The sequence below is a fragment of the Paenibacillus darwinianus genome (genome assembly GCF_000598065.1).
Lineage (GTDB): Bacteria > Bacillota > Bacilli > Paenibacillales > Paenibacillaceae > Paenibacillus_I > Paenibacillus_I darwinianus.
The window spans coordinates 57239-82829 of record NZ_KK082138.1 but is presented as its reverse complement, the minus strand read 5'-3'; the positions used below and the strand labels follow the sequence as shown (position 1 = coordinate 82829).

The following is a 25591-nucleotide window of genomic DNA, read 5'->3' as shown; positions in this document are numbered from 1 at the left end:
CCGAAGGCTTGCGGCCGCCACCGGCCGCAAGCTTGTGCTGAAGGAGAGCCAGCATGCGGCTGCCCCGTTTGTGAAGCGCCCGCGCCAGCTCGACGTATGACTTTCCGGTAAGCAGCATGCCCCCGATGGCGAACATGACGATCACAATCAGATACGTACCGATATATCCGAACAAGCCGTAAAGGATACGGTATTCAACGTGTCCGACAAAGCCTCCGCCAAGATTTCGCTGATTAAACCCGGTATCGAAAACAGGAGTCGATTTAAATGCCTGCCATAAGCCGTTTGCCGGCTGCATAATCAGATCTCCGCTCAATGGAAGGCCCAGAAACTCCGTTCGCTGGCTGACTTCTTTAATAGCCGCAAGCAGCGTCAACGCAAGAACCAGAAGCAGGACGCCCGACTTGCGGTTCGACCAGCCTGACGGCCAGGCCCTTTTAATCATGACAGCCATGCCCACATAAATGCCGACCAGCGGGACGACGAAATAAAATCCGCCCAGCAGCAAAGCGAACAGCTTCGATAACGAGCGTCCCACCGCAGCCTCCCCGGAAAGGGCGATGACCGAGACGGTGATGAGCAGGATGCCGTATACCTCATATTTCAGCTGTGCGCCGATCGATTTGTTTTTCCGTTTGCGTTTCGCCAAACTCGGTCACCTCTCGGTATACGATTATACCATAAGAGGACAGATGTTCCTATGAAAACGTCGCGCCGTCCTCGGGCCTGCCGTAAGCAAACAGCATGCCGGGCGCAAGCTCCGGACGAAGGTAATCGTTCAGGGGACCGTCCACAAGACGGACGATTCGGCCCACACCGGGGTATACCGGCTCCAGCTGCAGCCGCAGCCGGCCGCTCGTAATCTCGACGTAGGTACGTTCTTCCGCTTCTTGCCCAAGCCCTTGGGTCACGATGTCGAGCGGAATAATCGTATGCAGCGTCATTGCAGCGCCACCCCCTGTATCATCCGCTTACGCTCCTCGATTCTCATGTTCAATTCGCGAAGCGCGGCGCCGATCCCGCCGATGGCGTCGATCAAGCCGTACTTGACCGCATCGGGCCCTACGACGCTCGTGCCGATATCGCGGGTCAGCTCCCCGGTTTTGAACATCAGTTCCTTGAACATCTCATCCGTAATGTTGGAATGGGAGGTTACGAACCGAACGACCCGCTCCTGCATTTTCTCCAGGTACTCGAACGTTTGGGGAACCCCGATCACGAGACCGTTCAAGCGGATCGGATGAATGGTCATGGTAGCCGTTTCAGCGATGAACGACTTGTCGCCGGCTACGGCGATCGGCACCCCGATCGAATGCCCGCCGCCCAGCACGAGCGTAACCTTCGGCTTTGTCAGCGATGATATCATTTCGGCAATCGCCAGACCGGCCTCGACATCCCCGCCGACCGTATTCAGCACGATCAGAATGCCTTCGATTTTCGAATTCTGCTCCGCCGCGACCAGCTGTGGGATGAGATGCTCATATTTCGTCGTTTTGTTCTGCGGCGGAAGCACCAAGTGTCCTTCCACCTGTCCGATGATCGTCATGCAATAAAGATTGGATTCCGTGGCGGGCGTGGTCGTCTGTCCGAACTGCTGAATACTTTGCGCAACCGGATTGCCGGTCAGAGGCTCCCCCGGTACGGGCAACGGAGGCTCTTCCATCCGGCCTCCCTGGTATCGGTATTCCGTCATTCGCTGTCATTCCCCCTTCATGGACATACTCGTCATAGTATGGAAAAAGGAACACGTTTTATTCCACCGCCTGCGAGTTCAATACACAGGCAGCATGAAAAAACAGCCCCGAGCCCATCCTGGCGGACGGGACACAGAGCTGTTCGTTTTCGGGTGCTTGGGTCGTGCGGGTGTTACACTTCCATGATGATCGGCAAGATCATCGGACGGCGGCGGGTCTGCTCGTACAGGAACCGGCCAAGCGCATCCTTCACATTGGTTTTGAGCGAAGCCCATTCGTTGACGTTGTCGCTCATCAGCTTGTTGAGCGTGGACGTTACGATCCGGTTCGCTTCCTCCAGCAAACCTTCGGATTCGCGTACATAAACGAATCCGCGTGATATGATATCCGGACCGGATACGATTGCGCCGTCCTGCTTGCTCAGCGTGACGACGACGACGAGTATTCCGTCCTGGGACAGAAGCTTGCGGTCCCGCAAGACGATGTTACCTACGTCCCCGACGCCAAGGCCGTCAATCAGCACATTGCCCGCCTGTACCTTGCTGCCTTTGCGGGCCGCGCCGCCTTGAAGCTCAACCGTATCGCCGTTGTCGAGCATGAAGATGTTTTCTTTCTCCACGCCGACTGCTTCCGCGAGCAGCGCGTGCTGCCGCAGCATCCGGTATTCGCCATGAATCGGGATAAAATATTTCGGCTTCATCAGATTGAGCATCAACTTCAATTCCTCTTGGCTGCCGTGACCGGAAACGTGAACGCCCGATACCGAACCGGGACCGTAAATCACGTTGGCGCCAAGCCGGAACAGCTCGTCGACCGTACGGCCGACATACTTCTCGTTGCCCGGGATCGGCGTCGCGGCAATGATCACCGTATCCCCCGGCAGAATGTCCACCTTGCGGTGTGTTGAGCGGGCCATGCGCGTCAGCGCGGACATCGGCTCGCCCTGGCTGCCCGTAGACAGAATCACGACCCGGTCGGCCGCTATTTTGCCAACTTCCTCCGGCTCGATGATCATCCCTTCCGGAATGTTCAGATAGCCGAGCTCTGAAGCGATGGAGACAACGTTCACCATGCTGCGTCCGATGACAGCGAGCTTTCTCTTCGTTGCCATCGCGGCATTGATGACCTGCTGAAGCCGGTGAACGTTCGAAGCGAACGTCGCCACGACCACACGCTGCTGCGATTTGCGGAAAATGTCCTCAAACTCCCGTCCGATATTACTTTCCGACGGGGTAAAGCCGGGACGTTCCGCATTCGTGCTGTCGGACAGCAGGGCCAATACGCCGCCGCTGCCGATTTCCGCCATACGCTGCAGATCCGCATATTGATTATTGACCGGCGTATGGTCGAACTTGAAGTCGCCGGTGTGAACGACACGTCCCTCAGGCGTGTCCAAACAGACGCCGACCGCGTCGGGAATGCTGTGGTTTACCTTGAAGAAGCTGGCTTTGATCGCGCCGAGCTGCACTTCGGAATCCGCGTTGATCAGAATGCGCTTCGTGTCGCCGAGCAGCCCGGCTTCCTTCAGCTTGCCTTCGATAAGGCCGAGCGTCAGCTTCGTACCGTAAACCGGAACGTTCAGATGCCGCAGTACGTAAGGCAATCCGCCGATATGGTCTTCATGTCCGTGGGTGATTAGAATACCGCGAACCTTGTCGCGGTTATCCGTTAAATACGTAATGTCGGGGATGACGATGTCGATGCCAAGCATGTCTTCCTCCGGAAATTTCAGACCGGAATCCACAACGACAATGTCATTCCCATACTGAACCACATACATGTTTTTGCCGATTTCACCGACGCCGCCCAATGCGAAAATGAGCAGTTTATCTTGGTTGTTCTTTTTAGACAAGTAAATCCGTACCTCCTGAATGTGTTGGACGTCGATCCAAACGTTATTAGATTTTCAAAGATTTGCCGCACCCAGTCACTTAACCACATTATACATGAAGAAAATAACAAAACACAAGCCGACCTGCAAAATCCACCGTACCCGTAGCCTCTCCTAAAACACAAAAACCGATGCCGAGTGCACACCGGTTTCCGTATCGTCTGCTTCATTCCGGACTGTGGTCACAGCAATTTGCTTATAAAAGCGGCTTCCGCCTCGGTCGGCTCAACGAGCGGCAGCCGAACGCCGCCGACCGGAATCCCCTTCAGTCCGAGCGCATATTTGACCGCCACCGGATTCGGCACAGGATGCGGACATTCGAAAAGTCCCTTGAAGACGGGATAACATTCCTGATGCAGCTTGGCCGCCTCCGCCGCGTTGCCGGACAGATGTGCTTCGATTAGCCGTTTCATTTTGCTTCCGATTAAATGGCTGGCCACGCTGACGATGCCGTAGCCCCCCACCGTAAGCACCGGCAGAGTTGCGCTGTCATCGCCGCTGTATACCCGAAAATGCTCCGGCGCTGCGGCTGCGATCGCCGTGATTTGCTCAAGCGGGGCGCAATCCTTCGTCGCGACGACATTCGGGAGCTCGGCGAGACGCAGCGTCGTCTCGGCGCTGATGTTGACCCCAGTGCGGCCGGGTACGTTGTACAGCAATATCGGCAGCCCGGTCGACTCCGCGATGGCGCGAAAGTGGCGGTACAGCCCTTCCTGGCTCGGACGGTTGTAGTACGGTGCTACCAGCAATATGCCGTCGACGCCGCAGGCCTCGGCCTCTTGGGTCAAATGAATCGAATGGGACGTATTGTTGCTCCCGGTGCCCGCAATAATTTTGCAGCGGCCGGCCGCCCGTTCCACGGAGAAACGGAACAGGGCAAGCTTCTCCTCGTCGCTAAGCGTCGGCGATTCGCCGGTTGTGCCCGACAGGACAAGGCTGTCGCTTTCCTGATCCTCAATCAAGTAATCGATCAAACGGCCGGTCGCTTCCCAATCGATACGGCCTTGCGCATCGAACGGTGTGACCATTGCGGTGATTAGTCTGCCGAATTCCATAGGGACGCCTCCATCAACGTTTTGATTTTTGGGCTCGGGCCAATGGCATGGCCGCTTCGCGGAAAATCAAAACATGATTATATAGTAATTGCAAAAACCGGTTCCGTGGATGATGGAACCGGTCAATGGTTATGATTCGGAACCTGCACGCTATACGGATCAACAACTACGTCTGCATTATACCTTAAGAGCAGGGTATTAAAGCAATAAGATATGAAATGGCCGTCGGAAAACCGTAGTTGACAAGCAATGGATGCTTAGCGGACGTCTACGTTATAAGTGCAATTCGAATTTATTGTGCAAGGCGCGGACGGCGGCGGTCATCTGCTCCTGACGCACCAGGACCCAGATGGTGGCGTGGGAATCCGCCGATTGAAGAATCGTGATGCCTTCCTCCGTCAACGCCTCGACGATGCGGGCCATAACGCCGGGAACGCCGTGCATCCCGCTTCCGACTACAGACACCTTGGCGCAGCCGCGCACCGCGGCCGGCGTATAGCCGAGCTTGCCGAGCACCTCCAGGGCGCGGTCCGCATCCTCATCGAATACGGTATACAAGGCGCCACCGGGGGTCACGTTAATAAAATCCACGCTGATCCCATGCTTAGCCATCGATTGAAAAACGTTGAGTTGCATGTCTTTGTGGCCATCGGCCGTCACCGATATTTGGGTCACCTTCGGCACATGGGCGATGCCTGTCGCAAGACGGTCGCGAACCTGCGATTCGGAGACCGGGTCGGCCGTGACGAGCGTGCCCTCGCCGTCTGAAAATGTCGAGCGCACGCGCAGCGGAATGTTGCTCTGCGCGGCGATTTCCACCGCCCTCGGATGGATGACCTTGGCGCCTTGCCGCGCCAGATTCGTGATCTCGGCGTAGCTGACCGTGTCGAGCGGCTTTGCGTCCTCGACAAGCCTCGGGTCGGCAGTCAGAATGCCGTCGACGTCGGTATAGATGTCGATGCGCTCGGCCCGGAGCGCCGCACCGATCGCCGTAGCTGACGTATCGCTTCCGCCTCTGCCAAGCGTGGTAAAGTCACCTTGGTCCGACTGTCCCTGAAAGCCGGTGACGATAACCACCTTCCCTTGCTCGAGCTGTCGCATGACAGGGTCCGGATCGATGCGCATAATGCGCGCTTGCCCGAAGCCGGCGTCCGTCCGGATGCCGGCTTGACCGCCCGTCATCACAATCGACGGAACGCCCTCGCTTCGGAGCAATCCGCATAATACGTTGGCCGAAATAATCTCGCCGCAGACGGCCAGCAGGTCCTTTTCTCTCGGAGGCAGCGACTGCGCGGAGCCTCCGAGAGACAGCAGCGTATCGGTCGCATAGGGATCTCCCATCCGTCCCATTGCGGAAACGACGACGACGAGCGCGTAGGAATGGGCGCGCTCACGTTCAATGTGCCCCAGCACGCGTCGGCGCGCCTCTTCGCTGGCAAGCGACGTGCCGCCGTATTTCTGTACGAGAATGGCCATGCGGTTTGATCTTCCTCTCTCCGCCGGATTGACGACCGGCATTTCCTTTCGGATATACCCGGTTAGAGGATCGGTTAAGCGGTTAGTTCTGTTCGATCGCGATATATTCGGCGATTTGCACGGCGTTCCAGGCCGCGCCCTTCAGCAGGTTGTCGGATACGATCCACAGATTCAGGCCGCGGGGTGCACCGAGGTCGCGGCGGAGGCGTCCGACGAACACGTCCGGCTTGCCGGCCGCATCGGTGGCGAGCGGATACTGCTGGGCATCCATGTCGTCGACCACGACGATACCCGGCGCGTCCGAAAGCAGCTTCCTGACGTCTTCGAGCTCGTAGTCGTTTTTCAGCTCGACATAAACGGATTCGGAATGTCCGTAAACGACCGGTACCCGCACGCAAGTAGCGGTAACGTCGATCGCGTCATCACCCATGATTTTTTTGGTTTCACGGACCATCTTCATCTCTTCGAGCGTATATCCGTTGTCCTGGAATTTATCGATCTGCGGAATCGCGTTGAAGGCGATCTGATGCTTAACAGGAAGCGAGCCTACCGGCAAAATATCCGGCTTGACGTCGTTCCCCTCGAGAGCCTCGCGAGTCTGACGCAGCATTTCGTCGATGGCCTTGCTGCCCGCGCCCGAAACCGCCTGATAGGTGGACACGATAATGCGCGAAATGCCATATCGGTCATAAAGCGGCTTAAGCGCAGCGACCATCTGGATCGTGGAGCAGTTCGGATTGGCGATAATGCCCTTGTGTTCGCTTACTTTATCGATGTTCACTTCAGGCACCACAAGCGGCGTCTCCGGGTCCATCCGGTAGGCGTTCGTATTGTCGATGCATACAGCACCGCGCTCGACCGCATGCGGCGCAAGCGCCTTGCTGACATCGCCGCCGGCGCTGAAGAGAGCGATTTCGACCCCTTCAAAGCTTTCTGGCGTCGCTTCCTCAACCGTAAGCTCACGGCCTTTGAACAAAATTTTGTTGCCGGCCGATCTCGCGGAAGACAACAGCTTCAGCTGGTTGATCGGGAAGTCCCGTTTCTCGAGCAGACCGATGATTTGTTCTCCTACCGCGCCTGTCGCCCCGACAACGGCGACGTTAAACAATTTTTGTTCCGACATGATTCCTAATCTCCCCTCAATTTGAAACGGCTTGCCCGGTTACGCCATGCGTCCGTCTATTATGGGTAACGTTCGATCAGTACAGGCTGAACCTGCTTGCCCTGAAGCGCCGCTTCACAGGCTTCCATCAGCAAATCCATCCGGGCGACAAGCGAATTCGGCTTCTGCTCCGGGTTGTCTTGACCGAACGGTACGAAATAAATGTTCTTGGTAATGAGCAGCTTCGCGATGTTGGCCGCATTAAGCCCGAGGCCGTCATTCGTCGAAATCGCCAGCACGAGCGGTCTGCCGTTGCGCATTTGCGCTTTGGCCGCCATTAATACCGCGCTGTCCGTCATCGCGTTCGCCAGCTTGCTGGTCGTGTTGCCCGTGCAGGGCGCAATCAGCATCACGTCGAGCAGCTTGGACGGGCCCAAAGGCTCCGCTTCCACGATGGTCGAGATCATCTCGTTGCCCGTAATTTCCTTAAGCTGTTTCTGCCATTCCGCCGATGTTCCGAACCTCGTGTCAGTCGTCATAATCGTCGAGGTGACGATCGGAATCACCCGGGCTCCGGCGTCGACAAACCGTTTGATTTGCGGCATCACTTCTGCAAACGTGCAATGCGAACCGGACAATGCGTATCCGACCGTTATGCCATGCCAATTCATTGCTCATCCCCCCGTACTCGTAAATCCTCCATGATCAACCGACTCAAGCAGTCCGCTATGATACGTCCGGCTGTCTTGGGAGCTACGATTCCGGGTAATCCCGGGGCGAGCATCGCTTTGATTCCGCGCTTCTCCGCGAAGCGAAAATCAGTGCCGCCAGGTTTCGACGCCAGGTCGATAATGACGGCGCGCGACGGCAATTTCGCTATTATTTGCGCTGTGACTATCATAGTCGGAATTGTATTAAAAAGCAAGTCGAGATTGCCTGCGTAATGCAGTAAATCCTTGATATAGAGCGGTTTGAAGCCCATCTCCTCGGCGCGCGCGAAATGCTCCTCGCGGCGCACGCCGACCAACACGCGGGCCCCCATTCCCTGTAGGGTACGGGCAAGTGTAAAACCGGTTCTGCCAAGTCCGAGCACGAGCGATGTCGAGCCGTGGATCGTAATGTCGGTGTTCTGGATCGCCATCATGATCGCGCCTTCCGCCGTCGGAATCGAGTTGTAGATCGCCACGTCGTCCCGCTCGAACAGCTCGATGACCGCGATGCCGTACTTGCCGCACAGCTGCCTCAAATACGGTTTGGCCAACCCGGTGTACACCTTGCAATGTTTCGGCAGCCGGTCGACATGCTCTTCCAGCAGCCGCAGCTCCTTGTCGCTGAAAACGGCTGTGACGACGCCTTCGTCGTCGGTCCCGACCGCCGGCAGAATGAGCGCATCCGCATCGTCGAACAGTTCCCCATGCAGCTCGGCCTTAACCGCCCCGTCCAGCGGCGAATGCAAGCCGTCGAATCCGGCCACCACCACCGTCGCATCGAGCTCCGTCAGCTTGCGGATCACCTCAAGCTGACGGGCGTCGCCGCCCAGCAGCACGACATTCACTCCTGTGAGCAAACCGCCTCACTCCTCTCTGAGCCAATCCTGCATAGACCATCTTATGCATGCGCCCAGATGAGGGTGAGAGCCCCCGCGAAAAACCCGCAGCAGCCTGCCTTGGGACGCAGGCTGAGCGCCGTCCTCCATTCCGTACGCTCGCTTCATCCGTAACAAAAACCGGAGGCGGCCGCCTCCGGTTCGTTATCGATCGATCCTCATCTGAATTTCCGGGTTGCCCTGACGGCGTGACTCCTCCGGCAACGCTAGGTCAGCGACCCGTATGCCCGAACCCGCCGACACCCCGCTCCGTATCCGGGAGTTCTTCGACTTCGGCGATTTCGATCTGCGGCACGATCTGGAACACCATCTGCGCAATCCGCTCCCCGCGCGCGATCATGAACGGTTCCTGCCCCAGGTTCGCCAGCAGCACCTTCACCTCGCCGCGATAATCGGCATCGATCGTGCCGGGCGTATTCAGGCAGGTGATGCCGTTCTTGTAAGCAAGGCCGCTGCGCGGCCGGATTTGCGCCTCCAGTTCCGGCGGCATCGCCATGGCGAAGCCTGTCGGAACGAGAACACGCTCACCGGGCTGAAGCGTAATCGGCTCGCTCACGGCGGCATGCAGGTCGAAGCCGGCCGCCCACTTGGACATTTTAGCCGGAAGCGGAACGTCCTCGTTACCCGGGAGCTTTTTAAATTGCACGTGATACAAGACAATCCCTCCCCAGTGCGGCAGCCGCCTTATCGCTCGTGCCGACCATCGCCACCGCGAACGGAACCTCCAGCATGCGGCGCGTAATGTCGCGGATGTCGCTCATGGTGACGGCATCGATTCGCTCCAGCATCCCATCAAGCGTATAATGGCGTCCGAGCATAAGTTCGTTTTTGCCGATCCTGTTCATACGGCTGCTCGTGCTTTCGAGGCTCAGGATAAGGCTGCCCTTCAACTGCTCCTTGCCGCGGTGAAGCTCCGCATCCGTTAAACCGGACACCGCCAGCTCGCCGAGTTGTTCAATCGTCAGATCGAGCACTTGCTTTGTCTGCTTCGGCGCCGTTCCGGCATAAATCGTAAAGAGGCCGGTATCGGCGAACGAGGTATGGTAAGAATAAACGGAATAGGCCAATCCCCGTTTCTCCCGGATTTCCTGAAACAGCCGGGAGCTCATGCCGCCGCCGATCGCATTGTTGAGCAGCACCATCGCGTACAGCTGGTGATCCGCAATCGAGCAGCCAGGAAACGAGAGGCACAGATGGTTTTGCTCGGTTTTTTTCTTATGGAAAATATATTCTCCGCTAAAGCCGGGCGTCGGATAAACGGCGGCGTTCTCGCCTTTGCGGTCAAAGCGGGCGAAATGCTTCTCCAGCAGTTCAAGAACCGCCGCATCCTCCACATTGCCCGCAACGGCAATGACCGTATTGTCTATTCTATAATGATCCTTCATATAACTTTGCAGATCCGACGGACCCATTGCGGTCAAACGGTCTTCAAGCCCCAATATCGAATAAGCGAGAGGATGGTCGCCGAAGGCGGCGCGCGACGCTTCATCGTGAACCTTGTCGTCCGGCGTGTCGTCGTACATGGAAATTTCTTCGAGTATAACGTTCTTTTCTTTGCTGAGCTCCCCTTGATCAAACTGCGAATCGAAGAACATATCGGCCAGCGCTTCAATCGCGATCGGCAGGTGCTGATCCAGCACTTTCGCAAAATAACACGTATATTCCTTGGATGTGAAAGCGTTGATGTTGCCTCCGATGCCGTCGAACAAATCGGCGATATCCTTCGCGCTGCGCTTGTCGGTTCCTTTAAACAGCATGTGCTCGATAAAATGGGAGATGCCGTTGTTGTCCGGCCTCTCGTAACGCGAGCCGGTTCTCACCCAAATGCCGAATGACACCGACCGACACGTAGGTATATTCTCGACCACTACTCGTAAGCCGTTCTGCAGCGTATATCTGTTCACCGGGTCTCCTCCTAGAAAATCAATGATTTCACTATATCAGAATCGGGCTTCCGCCTCAACCGGAGGCCATCGTTTGGCCGAGAGCGTCTCGGAGACGGTGCCGAGCGCCAGTCCCTTTTTCCTGATCGCGGCGATCATGCCTTCGAGCGCGTCCCGCGAAGAGGCTGTCGGATGCATCAGAATGAGTGAGCCCGGCCCGGCTTCACGCGTAATTTTGGCCACAATCGCCGAAGGCGCCGGCTTTTGCCAATCAACGGTGTCAACGGTCCACAGCACCGTTTTTAGCCCTAGCGCCGCCGCGGTGCGTACGGTCGTCTCATTATAGGAGCCGGAAGGCGGCGCGAACCATCGGTTGTTGACGCCCAACGTCGTGCGAAGCAGGTCTTCCGTCCGCTCGATTTGCCGCAGCTGCTGCGATTGGCTGAGTCGGCTCATATCCGGATGGGAGTATGCGTGGTTGGACATCTCATGGCCCCGAGCCGCAATCGCCCGCGCCAGTTCGGGATTTTTCGAGAGCCAGGAGCCGTCGAGGAAAAAGGTGGCTTTGACCTTTTCCCGGTCGAGCGTATCGAGAATCGGCAGCACATATTCGTTCCCCCACGCGACGTTGATCATAATGGCCGCCATCGGTTTGCTCGGATTGCCGCGGTAAATCGGCTGCGGACCGAGGCTCTCCAAGCCGATCTTCGGCTTCAGCTCCCGGTAAACGAACGCAATCGGCGCCTCCGCCGGCAACCCCCTCATTCGTAAGTAGGTCTGCTCAACGTCGACCTCTAAGCCGTTATAGCCGGGAATCGCCTTCCACACCCGGTCGACGACCGCATCGATCGGCTCTTCCCTCCGTTCGGACGCTTCCTTCCGGATTCGCGCGAGAAGAGGGTCCTCCTCCCGACTCTCCGCTAGAACGCCGTATGCCACCGCATCTCCGCCGGCCCGTTGTTTGATGTCATACACATATCGCCCGACATCGCCGTTCCAGGCGGCCAATCCGACGACGGCCGCCAGGCAGGCGGCCATCGCGGCCGCTTTTTTCCGCATCGCCCGCACCTCTTCCGCTATATTGCTACCAGTTTATGACGGCCGGGACAAGGATATGAGAATGCGGACAAAACAAAAAGAGACAGATGTAACTCTGGCTCTTTGTTGGTCATGATTCGATTTGCGGATGCTGCTAGGACTGCGCGGGCTCCTGAGCGGCAAGCACAGCTTTGCGGGACAGGTTGACACGGCCCTGCTGGTCAATCTCCGTCACTTTGACCGTAATCTGGTCGCCGATCTTCACTACGTCTTCCGTCTTCGCCACGCGCTCGGAGGACAACTGCGAGATGTGGACAAGTCCTTCCTTGCCGGGCAAAATTTCGACGAACGCGCCGAACTTCTCCACGCGCTTAACCGTGCCGAGGTAAATCTCGCCGACCACGACTTCCTTCACAATGCCTTCGATAATCTGGCGGGCACGGACAATCGCCTGCTCGTCCGACGAAGCGATAAATACTTTGCCGTCCTGCTCGATGTCGATTTTCACACCGGTTTCCTCGATGATCTTGTTAATGATCTTGCCGCCGGCGCCGATAACGTCGCGGATTTTGTCTGGATTGATCTGCATGATGACGATCTTTGGCGCATATGGCGACAGGCTTGTCCGAGGCGTCTTCATCACCTCGAGCATTTTGCCGAGAATATGCATGCGGCCTTCCCGGGCTTGCTCAAGCGCCTGCGTCAGAATCGCGCGGTCGATGCCGTCGATTTTGATGTCCATCTGAATGGCCGTTACGCCCTCGGACGTTCCCGCCACCTTGAAATCCATATCGCCGAGATGGTCTTCCATCCCCTGAATGTCGGACAGGATGGAGAAATGCTCGCCGTCCTTGATCAGCCCCATCGCAATGCCGGCTACCGGCGCTTTGATCGGCACGCCTGCATCCATCATCGCCAGCGTGCTGGCGCAAATGCTTGCCTGCGACGTCGAACCGTTCGACTCCAGCACCTCGGATACGAGACGGATCGTATACGGAAAATCCGCTTCGGACGGAATCACCTTCGACAATGCACGTTCGCCCAGCGCGCCGTGTCCGATTTCGCGGCGTCCCGGAGCGCGCAGCGGACGGGCTTCCCCTACGCTGAACGGCGGGAAGTTGTAATGATGCATGAACCGTTTCGATTCCTCAAGGCCGATGCCGTCCAGAATCTGAACGTCGCCGAGCGCGCCGAGCGTACAAATGCTGAGCGCCTGCGTCTGGCCGCGCGTGAACAGGCCGGAGCCATGTGTTCTCGGCAGCAGGGCGACGTCGCATTCGATCGGACGAATCTCGTCCAGCCCGCGGCCGTCCGGACGCACCTTGTCATGCGTAATCAAGCGGCGCACTTCTTCCTTCACAATGTCATAGAGCACTTCCTTGACGTCCCCGATCAATTCCGGCGCATCGGTGTACGCTTCTTCGAAATGGGCGACCGCATCGGCGTTAACGGCATCGATCGCCTCCTGGCGGGCGTGCTTCTCCGGAATGCGGATCGCTTCCACGAGTCTGGCGGATGCGAAGGCGCGTACATCGCGGTTGACGTTCTCGTCGACCGCATGCAGCTTCACGTCCATTTTCGGCTTGCCGGCAGTCTGCACCAGCTGCTCGATGACGGCAACGATTTTTTTGATTTCGTCATGCCCAAACATGATTGCTTCGAGCATCACCTGCTCCGCTACTTCGTCGGCTTCCGCCTCCACCATCATGATCGCGTCCTTCGTACCGGCGACCACGACGTAAATGTCGGAGCGCGACTCCTGCTCGACCGTCGGATTGATGATGAACTGGCCATCCACACGGCCGACGATGACGCCGCCTATCGGTCCGTTAAACGGAACGTCCGAGATGGACAGCGCCGCCGACGTGCCGATCATGGCCGCGATTTGCGGCGAGCAATCCTGATCCACGCTCATAACGAGATCGACGATCTGCACGTCGTTGCGGAATCCCTCCGGGAAAAGCGGGCGAATCGGACGGTCGGTCAACCGACTCGCCAAGATTGCCTTCTCGCTCGGACGTCCTTCTCTTTTAATGAAACCGCCCGGAATTTTGCCGACGGCATAAAGCTTCTCCTCATAGTTTACGGTAAGCGGAAAGAAATCCAAATCCTTCGGACCCGGCGAAGCCGTTACCGTACAGAGCACGACCGTATCGCCATAGCGGACGGTTACAGCAGCATTGGCCTGCTTCGCAAGCCTGCCGGTTTCGAGCACGAGCGTCCGTCCACCGAGCTGCATTTCCACGCGTTGTGTCATCGTGAACCTCCCATATCATTTATGTAACATAGTACCATAGTTACCCATTCGACAACATTCTCGCCATTCCTGCTAACCCGCTACATGGCAAAAAGCAACCGGGTGCCGGCATGCCGTCCGGTTAACCGGACCGCTTGACAACCAGGTTGCTTTTCTTCCGCATGATTATCGGCGAAGGCCGAGTTTTTCAATCAGAGCGCTGTAACGTCTAACATCTTTATTCTTCAGGTATGCCAGAAGCTTACGGCGTTGGCCGACCATCTTGAGCAGACCGCGGCGGGAATGGTGGTCTTTCTTGTGCTCCCGCAGATGCTGAGTCAAGTTGGTGATGTTCTCCGTCAGGATAGCGACTTGAACTTCCGGCGAACCGGTATCGTTCGCATGTGTTTTATGCGTGTCGATCACTTCGTTCTTGCGTTCTTGTGTGATTGCCATCCTTATGTTCACCTCCTTACTTGGAATCGCCGATGGCCTCGCCGCCGACGGTGAGGGCGAACGACCAAGCCATGGTTATGAAACGGCCTTTCAGCTGCAACGTGTTCAAGTATAGCATACCCGAACGGTTAAAGTAAACGTCCACTTCCTCGACGCTGTAAAGCCGCATTATTCCGTCTTGTTCAGAAGCTCCTGCGCGGTTGCCGCATCGCGGCCGATCTGCTCGACCAGCTCGGATACGGAGCCGAATTTGCGTTCAGGACGCAGGAAAGCGTGGAAGTCGAGCGCCACCCGGCTGCCGTACAAATCGCCTTCGTAGCCGAAAAGATGGGCCTCCAGCTTCGGATCCATGCCGTTCTCATGAAAGGTCGGCTTCACGCCTACATTCATGACGGCCGGATAGGCCGCGCCCGCTGCGTGAACGGTGACTGCGTAGACGCCCAGTCTAGGCAGCACGTAGGCTCCGTCCGGCTGGACATTCGCCGTCGGAAACCCGATCGTCCGGCCCCTGCCTTCCCCATGAACAACGGTGCCGGATATGTGGTAAGGCCTACCGAGCAGACGCTCGGCCTGCCCGACATCGCCCTGTTCAAGCGCCGCTCGAATACGTGAGCTGCTGACTTTGCCGCCGTCCAGCTCAAGCGGTCCCATGACATGGACCTCCAACGAAGGTGCGGCAAGCCGGGCAAGCAGTTCCGGCGTTCCCGCTCCGCGGCTGCCGAACGAGAAATCGAAGCCGACGATGGCTTCCTCGATCCGCAATCGGAAAAGCATGTCCTGTACGAACGATTCGGGCGACAAGGCCGCAAAAGCACGGTCGAACCGAACGACATAAACGAGATCGACGCCCAGCTTTTGAAAACGGCGCAGCTTTTCGTCTAGGGGCGTCAGCGATGTGGCATACTGTCCTCCCTGCCCGAGCACCTCCTTCGGGTGGGGATGGAACGTCATGACGGCAGACAGCCGTCCGGCGGCTGCCGCGCGTTCGACGGCCAAGCCTATCACCTTCCGATGGCCGAGGTGCACGCCGTCGAAATAGCCGATTGCGATCACTTTCCCCCGATCCCCCCCGGATAAGGCGCCATGATCGAACGGAAAGTCCAGATAAATGATTTCCAATGCCGTTACACCTGCAATTCTATGTTTGCTGCGGTCGTCACGAAAAAACTTTGACGGGTACGAGCAGGTCCGCTTCGTCATCGGTCCGGTACAGGCCGATAAACTTGTCGTCTTCACCGAAAAGCCGGACCAGCCCGTCCGATGCCGAAGCACCAGCTGCTGGCCCGGAGTACGGCAGCTTGCGTCCCTGCAGTGCCATCTGCGCCGTCCGGCTGTCCGCCGTAATGCGCGGCAGATGCTCCAGCGCCCGCTCGGCCGGCAGCAGCTTCTCTTCCAGCAGACCCTGGGGCTGCAACGCTTCAATCTGCTCAAGCGTGACGCAGTCCGATTCGGTAAGACCGCCGGAAACGGTGCGCTTGAGCTCCGCCATGGCGGCGGGAACCCCGAGGACCTGGCCGATATCGACGCAAAGTGTGCGGATATACGTGCCTTTGGAGCATGTGACCGCAAAGCCGATCCGCGGCAGCGGAATATCCAGCTCTGCGAACGTCAGCTCGATGCCGTAAACGGTCACGCGTCGCGCCTTGCGTTCGACCGTCTTGCCTTCACGAGCCAGCTCATACAGTCGTTTGCCGTCGACCTTGACGGCCGAATACATCGGCGGGACCTGTTCGATCTCCCCGGTAAACCGCACGAGCGCTTCTCTTATCGCTTGCTCCGTGACGCGGATGCCTTCGCGCCGCTCGAGCACGCTGCCTGTCATATCCTCGGTGTCGGTAGAAATGCCAAGCTGCAGTACGGCTTCGTACGCCTTCGGCAGCTCCTGCAAATATTCCACGACACGGGTCGCTCTGCCCATGCACAGCGGGAGCACCCCCGTCACTTGGGGATCCAGCGTACCGGCGTGTCCGATCCGCTTGATGCGAGTCAGCCGCCTGACCTTCGCGACAACATCGTGCGACGTCCAGCCCGCCGGTTTCCATACGGCTAATATTCCGTCCATTACGCAATCATGCCTTTCCTGCTTGCTTGATCAAACCCGGTCCAGCGCTTTGCGCACGGAGCCTACGACGGCCGTCATCGCATCCCCTATCGGACCGTCCACCCGGCATCCGGCCGCGCGGACATGTCCGCCGCCGCCGAAAGACTGGGCGATAGCCGCCACATCGGCGGCGCCGGCCGAGCGCAAGCTGACCTTCACTTCCCCGCTTTCAGTCACCTTGAACAACATCCCGACTTCGACGCCTTCAATGTTCCGCGCATAGTTGACAAGCCCCTCCAAATCTTCGCCGGCCGCGCCCGTTTCGGCCATATCGGAGGGCTCGATATAGAGCCAGCCGATTCTGCCGTCCTCGCTGAGCGCAAGGCGCGAAAGTCCGCGCTGAAGGACCCGCAGCTGCGGCAGCGACATCTGTTCAAGCAGATGATCCGCGAGACCGAAGCCGTTCACCCCTGCATCAAGCAGTCTGGAAGCAATCGCCATCACATGGGCGGTCGTATTCGAGTATCGAAATCCGCCGGTGTCCGTGAGCAATCCGGTGTAGATCGCCGTGGCGACCTCGACATCCAGCGGAATGCCCGCATGCTCGATCAAATCGAACAGGATTTCGGCCGTCGCCGCCGCATCGAACCGCAGCAGGTTGGTGGAGCCGAATGCGTCGTTGGTCGGATGGTGATCGATATTAAGCAGGGCGTATTCTGCAGAGAACAGTTCTTCCGCCCGCCCTACCCGCCGGAAATCCGCGCAATCCACCGTCACGATTCTGCTGAATGTGCGCTCCGGCTTGTTCTCGGATAAATTAACGATGAATTCGGAGGACCGCAAATATTGCAAGCGGGGCGGTATACGGCCCTCATTGACGAGCACCGCCCGCTTGCCCAGCTTCTCCAGCAACCAGTGAATAATTACTGTAGAGCTGACCGCGTCGCCGTCTGGCTGAACATGGGAGACGACCAGATAATCGTCTCCGCCCTTCAGGAAGGCGAGCGCTTCTTCAAGCATGCGCACGTATTCGATGCTGCGAATCGTCATACGCCGCCGTTCCCCCGGTTCACCTGATCGAGCAGCGCTTCGATCCGGCTGCCGTACTCAATGCTGCTGTCAAATTTGAAAATGAGCTCCGGCGTGTGGCGCAGTTGAATTCGCTTGCCCAGCTCTGAGCGCAAAAATCCTTTCGACCGCGCCAGCGCGGCGAGCGTGTTTTCTTTCTGCTCGTCGCTGCCCAGCACGCTCAGATACACCTTCGCCTGCGACAGGTCGTTTGTCACTTCCACGCCGGTTACCGTAATGAACCCGATCCGGGGATCTTTAAGCTCCTGCTGGATGATCAGACTGATTTCTTTCTTAATTTGCTCGCCGACACGGCCTACCCGGACTTTCGCCATGCTTGATCACCTCTCAACGGTTTCCATGATGAACGCTTCGATCGTGTCCCCTTCTTGGAGGTCGTTGTAGCCGTCCAGCGTAATTCCGCATTCGTAGCCCTGAGCAACCTCTTTGGCGTCATCCTTGTAACGCTTGAGCGATTCGATCTCGCCCTCGAAAACGACAATGCCGCCGCGAATGAGACGCGCCTTGGCCGAACGGGTGATTTTGCCCGACGTAACCATACAGCCGGCAATCGTGCCGACTTTGCTGACCTTGAACAGGTTGCGGACTTCGGCATGGCCGATAACAACTTCCTTGTATACCGGATCCAGCATGCCCTTCATTGCGTGTTCAATCTCGTCAATCACTTTGTATATGATGCTGTGAAGACGGATGTCGACCTTCTCTTGATCGGCGTTCTGCTTCGCTTGCGGCTCAGGACGAACGTTGAAGCCGATAACGATCGCGTTCGAAGCCGATGCAAGCGTAACGTCGGATTCGGTGATGGCTCCCACCCCGCTGTGCAAAATCTTGACGCGCACGCCTTCGATTTCGATCTTCGCGAGCGATCCCTTCAGCGCTTCCGCAGAGCCTTGAACGTCGGACTTGATAATGACGTTCAGGTCTTTAATTTCGCCATCCTTGATATGTTTATACAAATCGTCCAGCGTGACGCGCGAATTCGAGCCGCGCTCCGATTCGCGCTGCTTGATGGCGCGGCGGTCGGCGATCGCACGAGCCTTGCGCTCGTCTTCGAACACCATGAACGGATCACCGGCCAGCGGCACTTCCGTTAAACCGGTAATTTCGACCGGCGTGGACGGACCCGCTTCCTTCATGCGGCGGCCCTTGTCGTTGACCATCGCCCGGATGCGGCCGAAGCAGTTGCCGGCCACGAACGCATCGCCGATTTTGAGCGTGCCGTGCTGCACCAGCACGCGTGCGACAGGCCCCTTGCCTTTGTCCAGCTCGGCTTCGATGACCGTGCCGCGCGCCCGCTTGTTCGGATTCGCCTTGTAATCGTTGACCTCGGCCACAAGCAGAATCATCTCCAGCAGCTCTTCGAGGTTCATGCGCTGCTTTGCGGAAATGTTGACGAAAATCGTCTCGCCGCCCCATGCTTCCGGCACCAGCTCATACTCGGTCAGCGCCTGCATGATTTTGTCGGGGTTAGCGCCTTCCTTGTCAATCTTGTTCACGGCCACGATAATCGGCACGCCTGCCGCTTTCGCGTGGTTGATCGCTTCGATCGTCTGCGGCATGACGCCGTCGTCTGCGGCAACGACCAGAATCGTAATGTCGGTTACCTGGGCGCCGCGCGCGCGCATCGTCGTGAAAGCTTCGTGGCCCGGCGTATCGAGGAACGTGATTTTCTTCTGATTGATTTCAGCCTGGTACGCGCCGATATGCTGCGTGATCCCGCCTGCTTCGCCGCCGGTGACGTTCGTCTCGCGAATGGCGTCAAGCAGGGTCGTTTTGCCGTGGTCGACGTGGCCCATGATCGTGACGACAGGCGGACGCGTTTCCAAATCCGCATCTTCGTCGTTCTCTTCGACCGTTTCGAACGAGTCCTCATCGACCGGAAGCTTGATTTCGGCTTCGACGCCGTAATCGCCGATCACAAGCTGAATCGTATCGAGATCGAGTTCCTGATTGATCGTAGCCATAACGCCCATCAACAGCAGCTTTTTGATCACTTCCGAAGCGTCTTTATGCAGCAGCTTCGCCAGCTCGCCGACCGTCATGCTTCCGCGGACGATAACCTTCTTCGGCGTATTGTCGATCTTCTCGCGACGTTCCTGGTTCTGGTTGCCGCGCCCGCCGCGGTTGTTTTTGCCGCCGCGGCCGCCTTTGTAGTTGCGGTTGTCGTCGAAACGGCCGCCGCCCGGCTTCGAGCGGTTATTGTTGTTTCTGTTGCGCGAACTGTCGCCGCCTTCGCCCGGACGACCTGAGCCCGGCTTCGAATCGTTGAAGCGGTTCTGCTGCGGACGAGCGCCCCCTTGAGAGACGCCTGCACCGCCGGGTCCGCCGCTGCGGAAGCCGCCTTGGCCTGCGCCGACCGGACGGTTGCCGCCTTGGCCGCCTTGACCTCCGCCTTGAGCCTGGCCGCTGCGGAAGCCGCCTTGGCCGCCTTGACCGGCCGGACGGTTGCCGCCTTGCGGTCCGCGATTTTGGCCGCCTTGGCCTCCGCCTTGCGCTCCGCGGTTCTGGCCGCCCTGACCTTGCGGACGGTTATATCCCCCGCCCTGCTGCCCTTGGCCGCCTTGGCCTTGCGGACGTCCGCCGCCTTGCGGACGGTTGTATCCGCCACCCTGCTGTGCTTGGCCGCTTTGGCCTTGCGGACGGCCATTGCTGCCGCCTTGCTGCCTGTTCGCATTATTCTGAGGTTGCGTATTCGTTGTGGTTGTAGTTGAATTCATAGTCTCCTGCTTTTCTGTTTGATTTGGGTTTATACGGTTGACCTGATCGTTCGGGCGTTGTCCGCCGGACTGCTGCCCCTGCGCCGGGCGCTCCCCGGACTGCAGCGTATTGGAGCGGAGCGACGCTTGCGGCTCATTCGACCGCGCGGCCGCCTGCGGCCGGTCGCCGGACGGCTTGCCCGCCGCCTGCTGACGGCCGGCCCCGCTGCCCTCCTGCGCGCGCTTGGCCGCGGCGTTCTCCTTGATATTGCGGAAGAAGCCTTCGACCCTGGACACCATTTCATTTTCCATGACGCTCATATGATTGTTGACGGGCAAATCGAGCCGCTTCAGAATCGTAATGATTTCCTTGCTGCTCATATTGAGTGATTTGGCGTATTCATAGACGCGCAGTTTATCCTTGTTGTCCTGTTTAGTCAATATTCCTCCACCTCCGAATGTGTACCAAGATGATCGCGTATCATCCGGGCAAAGCCATAGTCCGCCACCCCGACGATCACACGCTCCTCCTTTCCGATCGCAGCGCCGAGCGTGAACCGGTCGAACACTTCCAGCAACGGCACGCCGTAGGAAGCGCACTTGTCACGGTATTTCTTCTTTGTATTGTCAGAAGCGTCACCGGCTACAAGCACAAGCGCCGCTTTACGCTGTTTAACGGCTTTCAGCACCGTTTCATCGCCGGTCACCAGCTTCCCGGCCCTCATCGCCATGCCAAGCGCCGACAACGCCTTAGGATTCGTCGTCATCGTCGTCCCGCTCCTTGGCGGCGTTGAATTCGTCCTCCACCGCAATGAAATCCTGCTCCAGCTGATCGTAAATGACCGGATCGACGGTCAGCTTCAACGCGCGGTCGAACGCTTTGCTTTTCTTGGCCAGCTTGAAGCAGCCGATCTTGCCGCACAAATAGGCGCCCCGGCCGGCCTTTTTGCCCGTCAGATCAATGAGCACGCCGTCATCGGGCGTCCGGACGACCCGGATGAGCGCCTTTTTCGGCATCATTTCCTGGCAGGCCACGCACTTGCGCAGCGGCACTTTTCTAGGCTTCATCGTCATCCCTCCGTCCTCCTTATCCTCAGGCCGGCAGTCCGCCGGTTACCCGTCGTAGGAAACAGAGTCCTGATGCATCGCGCCGCCCTGCGTTCTTGGCCGGTCGAATTCCTGCTCGGCTTGCGTTTCGCTCTTGATGTCGATTTTCCAGCCGGTCAGCTTAGCCGCAAGACGGGCGTTCTGCCCTTTGATACCGATCGCGAGGGAGAGCTGATAATCCGGCACGATGACCCGCGTCATTTTCTCCTGCTCGTATACGATAACCTCCAGCACCTTGGACGGGCTGAGCGCGTTGGCGACATACTCCTCGACGCTGTCCGACCAGCGGACGATATCGATCTTCTCGCCCTTGAGCTCGGTCACGACCGTCTGAACGCGCAGTCCCTTCGGACCTACGCACGAGCCTACCGGATCAACCTCGGGATTGCGGGAATGCACGGCGATTTTGGAGCGGAAGCCCGCTTCGCGCGCTACCGAACGGATTTCGACGACGCCGTCGTAGATTTCCGGCACTTCGAGCTCAAAAAGCCGCTTGAGAAGACCCGGATGCGTGCGGGACAAAATAATCTGCGGTCCCTTCGTCGTATTCTCAACCTTGGTAATATACGACTTCACGCGGTCGCCATGCTTGAACTTGTCGGTCGGCATCAGTTCGGCAAGCGGCATAGCCGCCTCCACCTTGCCGAGATCGATGTACAGATTGCGCGTGTCCTGACGCTGCACGATCCCGTTCACGATGTCCTCTTCCTTGTCTACGAACGCGTTGTAGATCAGCCCGCGCTCCGCTTCGCGAATGCGCTGCGTTACGACCTGCTTGGCGGTCTGCGCCGCGATGCGTCCGAAGTCGCGCGGCGTCACCTCGATCTCGGCGATGTCGTCAAGCTGGTAATGCGGATTAAGCTCGCGCGCGGCCTCCACGGAAATTTCCAAACGCGGGTCAAGCACTTCCTCGACGACTGTCTTCCGCGCGTACACCTTGATGACGCCCGTATGGCGGTTAATGTCGACGCGCACGTTCTGCGCCGTGTTGAAATTGCGTTTGTAGCTCGAAATCAATGCCGCCTCGATCGCTTCAAGCAGCACGTCCTTGCCGATACCCTTATCCCTCTCGATTTCCGAAAGCGCCTCGATAAAATCCATGCTCATTGGAAAACTGCTCCCCCTCTCAACTGGTTAAAACACGACGGCCAGCCGCGCGCCCGCAATCTTCTCGTACGGAATCGCCTGCCGTTTCTTGCCGACCTCCACGACAGCCTCTTCGCCGTCAAAGGAAACAAGCTTGCCTTCGAATTCCTTTGCACCGCCGACCGGCTCATAGGTCGTAAGAAATACATGCTTGCCGACCGCCTTTGCCATGTCCTCGGGTTTCTTGAGCGGACGCTCCGCGCCGGGTGACGACACCTCGAGAAAATAAGCGTCCGTGATCGGATCGTTCTCGTCCAGACGCTCGCTGACGTATTCGCTGACCCTGCCGCACTCGTCGATATCAATCCCGCCTTCCTTATCGACGAAAATGCGAAGAAACCAGTTGCCGCCTTCTTTGACGTACTCGATGTCAACCAGTTCAAATCCGTTCTCCATCAAAAAAGGCTGCACCATTTCTTCGACTACGGCTTTTATTTTGGATGTGCTCACGGCACCTGACCCCCCGAACCAATGATGTTTTGTCCGCAGACAAAACGTAAAGAGTGGGTTTCCCCACTCTTCTTCTGCAGACACCATATCAACAGCATTACCAGAAAAATTATAGCATAATCGGGGAGAAGTGACAACATCAAATGAAAACGGTCCCTCCGTTTTCACCCCCCCGTGTGCTAAAACAACGATAATTGGTTCGACTCCGGCAATCCCCGGAAACAGCCCATGGCGCCGAGCAGCTCCACGATCGTCTTCGACGCCCGGGACTTCTGCTGGAAATCCTCGACGGACAGGAAGTCACCCTGCTCGCGGGCCGCCGCGATGTTGCGCGCCGCATTATCGCCGATGCCGCCGATCGCCGCGAACGGCGGGATGAGCGAATCGCCGTCGATCTGAAACTTCGTCGCGTCCGAGCGGTACAGATCGATCGGCTTGAACGAGAAACCTCGCGCCGTCATTTCGAGCGCCATCTCGAGAAGCGACGTCATGCCCTTCTCCTTGGTCGTCGCGTTGAAACCCTTCTCCTCGATCTCGATCAGCTTCTTCAGAATCGCATCATAGCCCTGGCACAGCAGCTCCAGATCGAAATCCTCCGCCCGGACCGTGAAGTAAGTGGCGTAATATGCGATTGGATAATATAGCTTGAAGTAGGCGGTGCGAACGGCCGAGATGACGTAAGCGGCGGCGTGCGCCTTCGGGAACATATACTCGATCCGCAGGCAGGAATCGATGTACCATTGCGGCACCTTGCACCGCTTCATCTCCTCGATCCATTCCGGCGTCAAGCCTTTGCCCTTACGCACGCTCTCCGTAATTTTGAACGCAAGACCCGCATCCATCCCTGCTTTGTAAATAAGAAACAGCATGATGTCGTCGCGGCAGCCGATAACGGTCTTGATGTTGCAGGTGCCCTTCTTGATGAGTTCCTGCGCATTGCCGAGCCAAACGCCCGTGCCGTGCGACAGGCCCGAAATCTGCAGCAGATCCGCAAAGCTGGACGGCATCGTTTCCTCGAGCATCTGGCGGACGAACTTCGTTCCCATCTCCGGCACGCCGTACGTGGCGACGGGCGTCCGGATCTGCTGGGGGCTGACGCCAAGCGCCTGCGTCGAGTTGAACAGGCTCATGACCTTCGGATCGTTCATTGGAATCGTCGTCGGATCGACGCCGGTCAAATCCTGCAGCATGCGCATCATCGTCGGATCGTCATGGCCCAGTATATCGAGCTTGAGCAGGTTCGCGTCGAATGCGTGATAATCGAAATGCGTCGTCTTCCACTCCGCGCCTGTGTCGTCGGCCGGATACTGAACCGGCGTGATGTCCTCCACCTCGATATAATCCGGAACCACCACGATGCCGCCCGGGTGCTGGCCGGTGCTTCGCTTGACGCCGGTACAGCCCGCGGCCAGCCGGTTCAGCTCCGCGCCCCGCCATTTTTTGCCCTGGTCTTCCTCGTATTTCTTCGTGAAGCCGTAGGCCGTTTTCTCCGCGACGGTACCGATGGTGCCGGCCCGGAACACGCTTTTCTCCCCGAACAGCACCTTCGTATAGTTGTGCGCATGCGGCTGATATTCGCCCGAGAAGTTCAAATCGATATCGGGAACCTTGTCGCCCTTGAAGCCGAGGAACGTTTCGAACGGAATATCCTGACCCTCGCCCTTCAGCGGACGCCCGCAATCCGGGCACGCCTTATCCGGAAGGTCGAAGCCGCTCGGCACACTGCCGTCGAGAAACCATTCGCTGTGCTTGCAATCCCTGTTCAGGCAGATGTAATGCGCCGGCAGCGGATTCACCTCGGATATGCCGAGGAACGTCGCGACAACGGACGACCCGACGGAGCCCCGCGAGCCGACGAGATAGCCGTCCGCGTTAGACTTCTTCACCAGCCGCTCCGAGATCAGATAGTTCGCGGAGAAGCCGTATTTGATGATCGGCACGAGCTCCTTCTCCAGCCGGTCGACGACGACCTGCGGCAGCGGCTCGCCGTACATCTGCTTGGCGAAGTCGTAGCATGTATTGCGAATTTCCTCGTCCGCCCCTTCGATGATCGGGGTGAACAGCTTGTCCGGAAACATCTCGAAATCCTCAAACCGCTCCGCCAGCGTGACCGTGTTCGTGACGACGACCTCGCGCGCCTTCTCCTCGCCAAGGAAGGCGAACGCGTCCAGCATCTCCTTGGTCGTGCGGAAATGGGCGTCCGGCTTCTTGATATCTTTCAGCGGGCTGAAGCCGGTAATGCCATGGATCGTAATGTCCCGGAAAATTTTGTCGCGCGGATTCAGGTAATGGACATTGCCCGTCGCGATGACCGGCTTGCCGAGCTTGTCGCCGATTGGCGAAGTCGTAGCATGTATTGCGAATTTCCTCGTCCGCCCCTTCGATGATCGGGGTGAACAGCTTGTCCGGAAACATCTCGAAATCCTCAAACCGCTCCGCCAGCGTGACCGTGTTCGTGACGACGACCTCGCGCGCCTTCTCCTCGCCAAGGAAGGCGAACGCGTCCAGCATCTCCTTGGTCGTGCGGAAATGGGCGTCCGGCTTCTTGATATCTTTCAGCGGGCTGAAGCCGGTAATGCCATGGATCGTAATGTCCCGGAAAATTTTGTCGCGCGGATTCAGGTA

The 25591-nt window shown here is 58.0% G+C and carries 24 protein-coding genes and 1 pseudogene; all 25 read right to left on the bottom strand.

The window, feature by feature from the left end:
• Positions 1–649, bottom strand: a 649-nt coding sequence (locus BG52_RS04095; RefSeq protein WP_036666865.1) for a DNA translocase FtsK 4TM domain-containing protein, incomplete at its 3' end; no start/stop codon positions are given.
• A 49-nt stretch (positions 650–698) separates the two neighbouring features.
• On the bottom strand, positions 699–944 hold the full coding sequence (locus BG52_RS04090; protein WP_036579362.1) for a YlzJ-like family protein: 246 nt from the start codon (positions 942–944) through the stop codon (positions 699–701).
• Complete coding sequence (locus BG52_RS04085; RefSeq protein ID WP_051587914.1) at positions 941–1663, bottom strand: ClpP family protease; 723 nt, start codon at positions 1661–1663, stop codon at positions 941–943. The genes BG52_RS04090 and BG52_RS04085 overlap by 4 nt, the downstream gene beginning before the upstream one ends.
• A 203-nt stretch (positions 1664–1866) precedes the next feature.
• Positions 1867–3546 carry a ribonuclease J gene (locus BG52_RS04080; protein WP_036579358.1) on the bottom strand — a complete coding sequence of 560 codons (1680 nt, stop codon included), beginning with the start codon at positions 3544–3546 and terminating at the stop codon, positions 1867–1869.
• A 221-nt stretch (positions 3547–3767) separates the two neighbouring features.
• Entirely contained in the window at positions 3768–4640 is an 873-nt protein-coding gene (dapA, locus tag BG52_RS04075) for a 4-hydroxy-tetrahydrodipicolinate synthase (protein ID WP_036579355.1), read from the bottom strand.
• A gap of 273 nt (positions 4641–4913) precedes the next feature.
• Positions 4914–6116 (bottom strand): aspartate kinase, encoded by a 1203-nt coding sequence (gene dapG, locus BG52_RS04070; protein WP_036579353.1) that lies wholly within the window; start codon positions 6114–6116, stop codon positions 4914–4916.
• An 82-nt stretch (positions 6117–6198) separates the two neighbouring features.
• On the bottom strand, positions 6199–7239 hold the full coding sequence (locus BG52_RS04065) for an aspartate-semialdehyde dehydrogenase (RefSeq protein ID WP_036579351.1): 1041 nt from the start codon (positions 7237–7239) through the stop codon (positions 6199–6201).
• A 59-nt stretch (positions 7240–7298) separates the two neighbouring features.
• The gene (locus BG52_RS04060; RefSeq protein ID WP_036579348.1) at positions 7299–7889 is read right to left on the bottom strand and encodes a dipicolinate synthase subunit B; all 591 of its coding nucleotides are present in this window, start codon (positions 7887–7889) and stop codon (positions 7299–7301) included.
• Complete coding sequence (gene dpsA, locus BG52_RS04055; protein ID WP_036579346.1) at positions 7886–8785, bottom strand: dipicolinate synthase subunit DpsA; 900 nt, start codon at positions 8783–8785, stop codon at positions 7886–7888. The genes BG52_RS04060 and dpsA overlap by 4 nt, the downstream gene beginning before the upstream one ends.
• 250 nt (positions 8786–9035) lie before the next feature.
• Complete coding sequence (gene dut, locus BG52_RS04050) at positions 9036–9479, bottom strand: dUTP diphosphatase (RefSeq protein WP_036579344.1); 444 nt, start codon at positions 9477–9479, stop codon at positions 9036–9038.
• Complete coding sequence (locus BG52_RS04045) at positions 9460–10728, bottom strand: M16 family metallopeptidase (protein ID WP_036579343.1); 1269 nt, start codon at positions 10726–10728, stop codon at positions 9460–9462. The genes dut and BG52_RS04045 overlap by 20 nt, the downstream gene beginning before the upstream one ends.
• 36 nt (positions 10729–10764) lie before the next feature.
• Positions 10765–11766 carry a polysaccharide deacetylase family protein gene (locus BG52_RS04040; protein ID WP_036579340.1) on the bottom strand — a complete coding sequence of 334 codons (1002 nt, stop codon included), beginning with the start codon at positions 11764–11766 and terminating at the stop codon, positions 10765–10767.
• 133 nt (positions 11767–11899) lie between these two features.
• Positions 11900–14002 (bottom strand): polyribonucleotide nucleotidyltransferase, encoded by a 2103-nt coding sequence (gene pnp / locus BG52_RS04035; RefSeq protein WP_036579339.1) that lies wholly within the window; start codon positions 14000–14002, stop codon positions 11900–11902.
• Positions 14003–14167: 165 nt separating this feature from the next.
• Complete coding sequence (rpsO, locus tag BG52_RS04030; RefSeq protein WP_036579338.1) at positions 14168–14437, bottom strand: 30S ribosomal protein S15; 270 nt, start codon at positions 14435–14437, stop codon at positions 14168–14170.
• A 16-nt stretch (positions 14438–14453) separates the two neighbouring features.
• Positions 14454–14606: a hypothetical protein gene (locus tag BG52_RS15925; protein ID WP_190287455.1), complete on the bottom strand. Its 153-nt coding sequence runs from the start codon at positions 14604–14606 to the stop codon at positions 14454–14456.
• Positions 14606–15556 (bottom strand): bifunctional riboflavin kinase/FAD synthetase, encoded by a 951-nt coding sequence (locus BG52_RS04025; RefSeq protein WP_036579335.1) that lies wholly within the window; start codon positions 15554–15556, stop codon positions 14606–14608. Before BG52_RS04025 ends, BG52_RS15925 begins: the two co-directional genes overlap by 1 nt.
• Positions 15557–15593: 37 nt before the next feature.
• Complete coding sequence (gene truB / locus BG52_RS04020) at positions 15594–16499, bottom strand: tRNA pseudouridine(55) synthase TruB (RefSeq protein ID WP_036579334.1); 906 nt, start codon at positions 16497–16499, stop codon at positions 15594–15596.
• A 30-nt stretch (positions 16500–16529) separates the two neighbouring features.
• Complete coding sequence (locus BG52_RS04015; RefSeq protein WP_036579332.1) at positions 16530–17528, bottom strand: DHH family phosphoesterase; 999 nt, start codon at positions 17526–17528, stop codon at positions 16530–16532.
• A complete protein-coding gene (gene rbfA, locus BG52_RS04010) occupies positions 17525–17881 on the bottom strand; it encodes a 30S ribosome-binding factor RbfA (protein ID WP_036579330.1) in 357 nt (118 codons plus the stop codon). Before rbfA ends, BG52_RS04015 begins: the two co-directional genes overlap by 4 nt.
• A 6-nt stretch (positions 17882–17887) precedes the next feature.
• Positions 17888–20704, bottom strand: a complete 2817-nt coding sequence (gene infB, locus BG52_RS04005; protein WP_036579329.1) for a translation initiation factor IF-2 — start codon at positions 20702–20704, stop codon at positions 17888–17890.
• Positions 20701–21030, bottom strand: coding sequence for a L7Ae/L30e/S12e/Gadd45 family ribosomal protein (locus tag BG52_RS04000; protein ID WP_036579328.1), 330 nt, complete (start codon positions 21028–21030; stop codon positions 20701–20703). The genes infB and BG52_RS04000 overlap by 4 nt, the downstream gene beginning before the upstream one ends.
• Positions 21014–21331 (bottom strand): RNase P modulator RnpM, encoded by a 318-nt coding sequence (gene rnpM / locus BG52_RS03995; RefSeq protein ID WP_036579447.1) that lies wholly within the window; start codon positions 21329–21331, stop codon positions 21014–21016. Before rnpM ends, BG52_RS04000 begins: the two co-directional genes overlap by 17 nt.
• Positions 21332–21376: 45 nt before the next feature.
• Positions 21377–22477: a transcription termination factor NusA gene (nusA, locus tag BG52_RS03990; RefSeq protein ID WP_036579325.1), complete on the bottom strand. Its 1101-nt coding sequence runs from the start codon at positions 22475–22477 to the stop codon at positions 21377–21379.
• Between the two features lie 27 nt (positions 22478–22504).
• A complete protein-coding gene (gene rimP / locus BG52_RS03985; protein ID WP_036579324.1) occupies positions 22505–22966 on the bottom strand; it encodes a ribosome maturation factor RimP in 462 nt (153 codons plus the stop codon).
• Positions 22967–23145: 179 nt separating this feature from the next.
• Positions 23146–25293 (bottom strand): annotated as a pseudogene (locus tag BG52_RS03980) (PolC-type DNA polymerase III); the annotation flags it as partial.
• Positions 25294–25591 lie beyond the last annotated feature (298 nt).